Raw genomic sequence first — 7,905 nt, forward strand, 5'->3', positions numbered from 1 at the left:
AATTTAATTAATTTAAGGGCAAGCAAATGAAGGAATTAGATTCACTTGATTTAGTCGATCAGTCAGCGATCGCCATTGTGGGGATGGCAGGTCGCTTTCCAGGGGCGAACAATCTCGATGAATTTTGGCATAACCTGAAAAATGGGGTGGAATCTATTTCCCGATTCTCTGACGAGGAACTTCTAGATGCAGGGATAAACCCAACGTTGTTGAGTCAATCAAATTACGTTAAAGCTAACCCTTTTTTGTCAGATACTGAACTGTTTGATGCTCGCTTCTTTGGCTTCAACGACCAAGAAGCTGCCATAACAGATCCGCAACACCGGATTTTCCTAGAATGTGCTTGGGAAGCTATTGAAAGTGCTGGTTGCGATTTAGAAACTTACGGTGGTTTGATTGGTGTTTATGCCGGTTCGTGCATGAGCACCTATATGCTCAACAACCTCTATTCAAACCCTGACCTAAAAGACTCATTTGACAGTTTCCAATCATTGAGCAGTTTCCAAATGAGGATTGGAAACGATAAAGATTCTTTGCCAACACGGGTTTCTTACAAACTGAATCTCTGTGGACCTTCTGTCAATGTTCAAACCGCCTGTTCGACTTCTTTAGTAGCTGTTCACTTGGCTTGCCAAAGCTTGTTGCAAGGCGAATGCGACACGGTTCTAGCTGGTGGGGTTACAGTCCGGTTTCCTCAAAAAGCAGGTTATCTCTATCAACAAGGAATGATTTTTTCTCCCGATGGCCATTGTCGCGCTTTTGATGCCAAAGCCCAGGGAACTGTATATGGCGATGGTGTAGGAGTTGTGGTCTTGAAACGGCTCACAGACGCGATCGCTGCGGGTGACTGCATACACGCAGTTATCAAAGGAACAGCTATCAATAATGACGGTTCCAAGAAAGTTGGCTACACAGCTCCTTCTGTCGATGGTCAAGCAGCAGTGATTTTGGAAGCTCAAAACTTAGCTGAAATTGACCCCGAAACCATTAATTATATAGAAACTCACGGCACTGGAACACCTATTGGTGACCCAATTGAAATTGCAGGTTTAACAAAAGCTTTTCGTACCAGTACCCAGAAAAAGGGTTTCTGTGCAATTGGTTCAGTGAAAACAAATGTTGGACATTTGGTTTGGGCATCTGGTGTAGCAGGGCTGATTAAGACTGTCCTAGCACTTAAACATAAATTAATTCCGCCCAGCTTGCATTTTGAACAACCATTACCGAATATTGATTTTGCCAATAGTCCTTTTTATGTCAATACTAAGCTGTCGGAATGGAAAACTAACGGGACTCCCAGACGCGCTGGAGTTAGCTCCTTTGGCGTTGGTGGCACTAATGCCCATGTAATTCTGGAAGAAGCACCTGCGGAAAATGACGAGCAAAAGGCTACTGACGAAATTAATTCTTCTTTCCAACGTCCGTTACATCTTCTAACTCTATCAGCAAAGACCCAAAAAGCGCTGCAAGAATTAGTACAACGCTATCAAGAATTTTTAGGTAAAAATCCGACGGTAGCGCTGGCAAATGTTTGCTTTACTGCTAATACCGGGCGCACCCATTTTAACTACCGCTTATCAGTAGTGTCGGAATCGATCGCACATTTGCAAGAGCAACTTGGTGCTTTTGCGGTTGGGGAAGAAACAGTTGGACTGGCAAGCAAACAAGTCAGCAGTCAGAAGTCTGCAAAAATAGCGTTTTTATTCACGGGTCAGGGTTCTCAGTATATCAACATGGGAAGGCAACTTTACCAGACTCAGCCTACCTTCCGCAACAGTCTCGATCGCTGTAACGAAATTCTGCGTTCCTACCTGGAAAAACCCCTGCTTGAAGTCTTATATCCAGAACCCAGAGAAACTTCACCCATCAACGAAACAGCGTATACCCAACCCGCTTTATTTGCCTTGGAATATGCTCTCTTCCAATTGTGGAAGTCCTGGGGGATAGAGCCTGATGTCGTTATGGGTCATAGTGTGGGCGAATATGTAGCTGCTGTCAGTGCAGGGATATTCAGTCTCGAAGATGGTCTGAGGCTAATTGCGGTTCGGGGACGCTTAATGCAGGCTCTACCGCCTGATGGCAAGATGGTATCACTGTTGGCTTCCGAAGCGCAGGTGCAAGCGGCAATTCAACCCTATACAGATGAAGTTGCGATCGCTGCTGTCAACGGTCAAGAGAGCATCGTCATCTCCGGTAGAAGTCAAGCCATAGAAAATGTCTGTGCCACCTTAGAAGCTCAAGGGGTGAAGACCAAAGCCTTAGAAGTTTCCCATGCGTTCCATTCCCCCTTAATGGAACCAATGCTAGCGGAATTTGCACAAGTCGCTAAAACGATCGCCTACTCGGAACCGCAAATAAAGTTAATCTCCAATGTTACGGGAGAATTTGCCACCTCTGAAATAGCAACTCCCGAATATTGGTGCCGTCACATCCGCCAACCCGTCAAATTTGCAGCGAGTATGGAAACACTCGATCGACAAAGTTTTGAAGTGTTTGTGGAAATAGGACCCAAGCCAATATTGTTGGGAATGGGTCGTCAGTGCATACCAGAAGTCGGGAGAGTTTGGCTTCCTAGTTTGCGTCAAGGACAGCAGGACTGGGAGCAAATACTCCACAGTTTGGGCGAATTATATGTGCGCGGCGTGAAGGTAGATTGGTCGGGTTTTGACAGTGATTATTACCGCCGCAAGGTAGTATTGCCAACTTATCCCTGGCAGCGACAGCGTTATTGGATTGAACCGACTGCAAAAAATGCGATCGCGCCTTCCCCATCTTCGCTACCCAATTCATATCATCCTCTGCTCGGTCAACGGCTGCGATTACCATTTTCTCAAGAAATTCGCTTTGAATCCCTATTTAGACTCGATCGACCTTCATATCTAAATGACCACAAGATATATGGAACAGTAGTCGTTGGTGTGGCTTCCCATATTTCAATGGTTTTATCGGCAGTTAAGGAAGCTTTTGACACCCAATCCTGCGAAATACAGGAGTTGTATATACCACAACCTCTGATCCTATTAGAGCAAAGTCATCGGCTCGTGCAATTGGTTCTAACGCCTGAAGCTGAAGAAACTTCTTTCCAGCTAGTCAGCCTCAAAGCAGGGGAAGAACAAAACGATAATGATACTAATTCCTGGATGTTACACGCAACTGGAAAAGTTCGGATCGCTGAAGAAATGTCAATTACAGCACCGAGTTGGCAAGAGATTAAAGAGCGATGCGATCGAGAGATGTCTGGACAAGAATTTTACGCAGCTTTTGCGAGGATTGGATTCAACATTGAAGCTTCGTTTCAATGGATGGAAACGATCTGGCGCAAAGGGGGAGAAGCTTTAGTAAAAATGCACGTTCCCGATCTATCAGAGGACGCTTTAAGCGGTTATCAGCTTCATCCAGGTTTGATTGATTCTTGTTTTCAATCGTCGGCTGTATGCTGGTTTGAGGAAAAAACCAGTAGCGATGCTATTTATGTTCCTTTTCAAATAGCGGGCTTTAAGTTCTACAAACGTCCCAGTAATTTTAGTCAGCTTTGGTGTCACGCTCAAAAGCGGGAAAAAGACAGAGCGAATCCTCAAAGCTTGGTTGCAGATGTCACTCTGTTCGATGAAAACGGACTGATAATCGCAGAAGTAATTGGGTACGAGTGTCGCCAAGCAAGTCGTGCTGTATTGTTACGCAGTCTCCAAAACAAGAATTTAGGGGATTGGTTGTACGAGTTTGCTTGGCAACCCCAGCCGAGCGATCGCCATTCAGAGCCGCTACCGACGGAGGTACCGGGCAGTTGGCTGATTTTTGCCGGTGCAGCCGGGATTGGGCTGAAGCTCGCCGAACGGCTGACAGAACGGGGCGCGTCCTGTGTCCTGGTCTCTGTCGGACTCGCTTACGAGCAGGTTTCGAGAGAGCATTATCGCCTTAATCCTGTCAATCCAAACGACTTCCAGCGATTGCTAGAGGATATCGTCGGCGACAGTCAACCTCCTTATCGTGGGGTAGTTCACCTGTGGAGTCTGGAAGACACACAGGCAGACTCCCTGGCAACTTTACAAAATGCTCAAGTTTTGGGCTGTGGCAGCGTGTTACCTCTAGTGCAAGCGATAATCCAAGCTGGGTGGTCTACTCTTCCCCATTTGTGGCTAGTAACTCAGGGAGCTCAGGCTGTAGAACCAGTACCAGGTTCCCTGCAAATACAACAAGCTCCTGTGTGGGGATTAGGTCGCTCCATTGCAATGGAGCATCCAGAACTGCACTGCACGTGTCTTGACTTACCGTCATTAGTCGAGGAAAGCGACATCCAACTCCTGTTAGAAGAACTGTGGTTCCCAAATTCAGAAAACCAGATTGCTTATCGTCAGGGAATCCGTCATGTTGCCAGATTAGTGCGGCGTACTTCTGACAAAGTAGAAACTGCTTTGGAGCGGTTTTCTCTTCAAGAAAATGGCAGCTATCTAATTACTGGTGGTTTGGGAGCACTGGGACTGAAAGTGGCTCAGTGGATGGTACAGCAAGGAGCGAAGCATCTAGTTTTAATGGGTCGTCGTGGGGTAAGTGTGACGGTACAGGAGGCGATCGCTCAACTAGAACAAGCTGGAACTCAAGTTAATGTTGTTAAAGGCGATGTTGCTAATCCTTCAGATGTAGCTCGGATACTGGCGGAAATTCAAGCAAGCGGGATATCGCTGCGCGGGATAGTTCATGCTGCCGGAGTTCTTGACGACGGGGTGTTGTTGCAGCAGAACTGGGAGCGTTTTACTCAGGTAATGTCTCCCAAGGTGGAAGGAGCATGGAATCTGCATACCTTGACTCAGAACTTGCCCCTAGACTTCTTCGTCTGTTTTTCCTCAGTCACGGCATTGCTGGGCACGCGGGGTCAAGGAAACTATGCAGCAGCCAATGCGTTCATGGATGCCCTAATTCATTATCGTCGGGGATTGGGACTGCCTGGATTGAGCATTAATTGGGGGGCTTGGGCAGATGCAGGAATGGCAGCCAACTTGGCGAGTAGCGACCAAATTCGCAGATCGGCACGCGGATCGGGCATGATTCCCCCCGAACTGGGATTGCAGGTGTTGGGAGAGTTGCTGGCACAAAATGCTGTACAAGTTGGCGTGTTTTCGTATGATTGGTCGAAATTTCTCCAGCAATTCCCAAATCATGCTTACCCAGCTTTATTCTCGGATTTAGCTCGCCAAGAGGTGCAGCAGCTAGAGAAAAGCAAGCAACTGCGAGTTAAACAACTTGAATTTTTGCGTCAAGTACAACAGGTAAGTCCAGAAACACGCCTGGAACTTTTAATTGCTCATGTTCAAGAGCAAGTTGCCAAAGTTTTGGGGTTGAGTTCATCCCAACAAATAGCGATCGGACAATCGTTAAATGAGTTGGGTCTAGACTCTTTGACCCTCATAGAGCTAAGAAATTTGTTGGAGAGCAGCTTGAGTATTGTGTTGCCTCCCAGGAAGCTGCTTCAAAATCCCAACATCATTGAACTGGCAGAAGAGCTGACCCAGCAATTGACACCAAAAGGTTCATTAGAATCAATTAAACACTCAGTTGTAGTTAAACAGCCTGCAAGTGACTGGATAGCTTACCGTAAATCAAAGCCAGATGCTCGTTTGCGTCTGTTCTGCTTCCATCACCTAGGAGGAGCAGCGTCCGTATTTAGCGAATGGTCAGATCAGCTACCACCAGATATTGAAGTTTGCCCGATTCAGCTACCAGGGCGGGAAAATCGCATTAGCGAGCAACCGTTCACTCAGTTTGCGCCACTTGTGGAAACCCTGGGACAGGTTCTTATTCCCCATCTCGACAAACCTTTTGCTTTTTATAGTCACAGCATGGGAAATTTGATTGGTTTTGAAGTTGCCCATCTACTTCGCCAACAGTATGGTTGCAGCCCAATCCACTTGCTCGTTGGTGGATTTTTCGCTCCTCAAGCTGTTGCTTCTGCTAATCAGTTGCTGGACAAATCTTTTCTTGAAGAACGAATCCTGAAAAGAGGAGAAATCCCTCGCGAACTTCAGGAAGACAAACAGTTCATGGAGTATTTGATGTCTATTTGCAGATTAGACAATCAACTTTTGCAGAGTTATATTTACTCAAATAAAGAACCGTTGGACTGTCCAATTTCAGCTTGGGGTGGTGAACAAGATTCTTTGGTTAGTCAGGACGATCTCTTAGGTTGGCATCAGCATACCAAGAACACATTCAAACTGCATATGATACCGGGCAAACACTTGTTCCTAACAACTAATCGAAAACTGCTTTTGAAAGCCATATCCCAAGAACTAATCTCGGATTTGTCACCAGTAAAAAAAAATCACTGGGATTAGCCAAATCCGACATGATTTAACGTGAAACAATTTCTTTAAATCAAAAATAATGCTGCTCACAAATAAAAAAATAATGGCGGAAATACTCTTGATATAGCTCACAGCTAACAGTTGCTTGACTATCGACAAGATGCACCAATCCTAAACTTTTTAACTTAAACGCTACCTCCATCTCTAACTGAATTGGAGCGGTTAAAACCTGCTGAAATGCGTCAGCTAATTGAGGATGGTGTTGAAAGTTCCACAACTGATACTGAAGATGTTGTTGATAGATTCCAGTATTCCTCGTAGCATCTTGCAGTAAAGTTTGTAGAAGAATTTTTAATCTGGCAGTTTGATACAATGCCAGTCGGATTAAATATGGAAACCCGCCAGTAAGCTTCATTAACTGCTCTAATTCAGAAGCAGTGAGTTGAAGTTGGTGGCGTTGAGCTAAATCCTGCGCCTGTTCTTGGTTAAAGATAGGCAGTTCGATCGCCAATCCCACATTAAACGGAGAGCGATGGGTGGGTAACGGAATGTAAACTTCAACAGAATGAGCCATTACGACTCGTAATTTTTGCCAAACAGAAGTGTCCTTTGTTTCCTCATACCAGGAACGCAACAAAACGAAAAAATCACCAGCGAGTTCTGGATACTCAAATAATTGGTCGATGCCATCTAGTGCTAAAACAATAGGGTTAGAGATTTCCTTGAGGATATAACCTTGAAAATAAATCGTGCTGTTCATCAAGGCTCCCATATCCTCATCCCAGTAGTCATTTAATCTAGATGCCACACCCAACTGCTGAGTGACATTGGTACAGAACCAGCGCAAGAAGCGATCGCTTGAAGCAAACACCTGTGTGCCAGCGCAATGTAAGCTAAGTCTCACTGTGTGGTAATTATGACTGATCCCATAATCCAAAATGCGTGCAATTAGGGAAGTCTTCCCCATTTTTCGGGGTGCAAAGATGCGAAGGAATGCACGGGGTTGGAGAATTTCTTGATAACAGATTTGTTCGATAGTCGATCGCTCAATGTAAAGGCCCGAAGCAAGGGGAACCTGTCCTTCTGGAGATTCTAAAACGTAGCATTCCACAGTTAAGCTCACCCCAGATATTGCTGTTGTTGTCTCAGTATTCTGAATATTATTCAGATTTATAAACTGCTGTTCTAGCAACGCCTGGAGATTCGTTTTATTAACTTTTTCACCCATCGCGTGTGAAAGCAACTGCCATAGCTTAGGTGCAACTGTGAACTTAATATAGCTTTCAGAATAATTATTTTCTTCAGCAATTTGAGCGTAAGTTTTTTTGTCTTTGAGTAGAGATTCTCGCAAGATTACCTTTTGAATATAATTAAGCGAAAATCCTGTTTTTGTAGCAACGAACTGGATCGCAAATTCAACAAGTTCTTCAATATTTTTCATTCAAATAGCAACTTGCTAGTACATCACCGCGCAAATAACCCACCAGCTCAACAAGGTTAAAAAGCTGCTTATTTTACAAGCTTTCTTCCCTCCTGCCTCCTGCCTCCTGCCTCCTGCCTCCTGCCTGCCTCCTGCCTCCTGCCTCCTGCCTCCTGCCTCCTGCCT

At 45.3% G+C, this 7,905-nt stretch carries 2 protein-coding genes; one reads left to right on the forward strand and one right to left on the reverse strand.

The annotated features are described in order from the left end of the window. Nucleotides 1–26 precede the first annotated feature (26 nt). On the forward strand, nt 27–6,329 hold the full coding sequence (locus QUA54_RS04910; RefSeq protein WP_333413619.1) for an SDR family NAD(P)-dependent oxidoreductase: 6,303 nt from the start codon (nt 27–29) through the stop codon (nt 6,327–6,329). 40 nt (nt 6,330–6,369) lie between these two features. Here the strand turns inward: QUA54_RS04910 and QUA54_RS04915 are convergent, their stop codons facing one another. Beyond that, nucleotides 6,370–7,740, reverse strand: a complete 1,371-nt coding sequence (locus tag QUA54_RS04915) for an AAA-like domain-containing protein (protein WP_333413620.1) — start codon at nt 7,738–7,740, stop codon at nt 6,370–6,372. Nucleotides 7,741–7,905: the final 165 nt, after the last annotated feature.

It is taken from the genome of Microcoleus sp. MOSTC5, from assembly GCF_036701825.1.
In the GTDB taxonomy this organism is placed as follows: Bacteria; Cyanobacteriota; Cyanobacteriia; order Cyanobacteriales; family Microcoleaceae; genus Microcoleus; species Microcoleus asticus.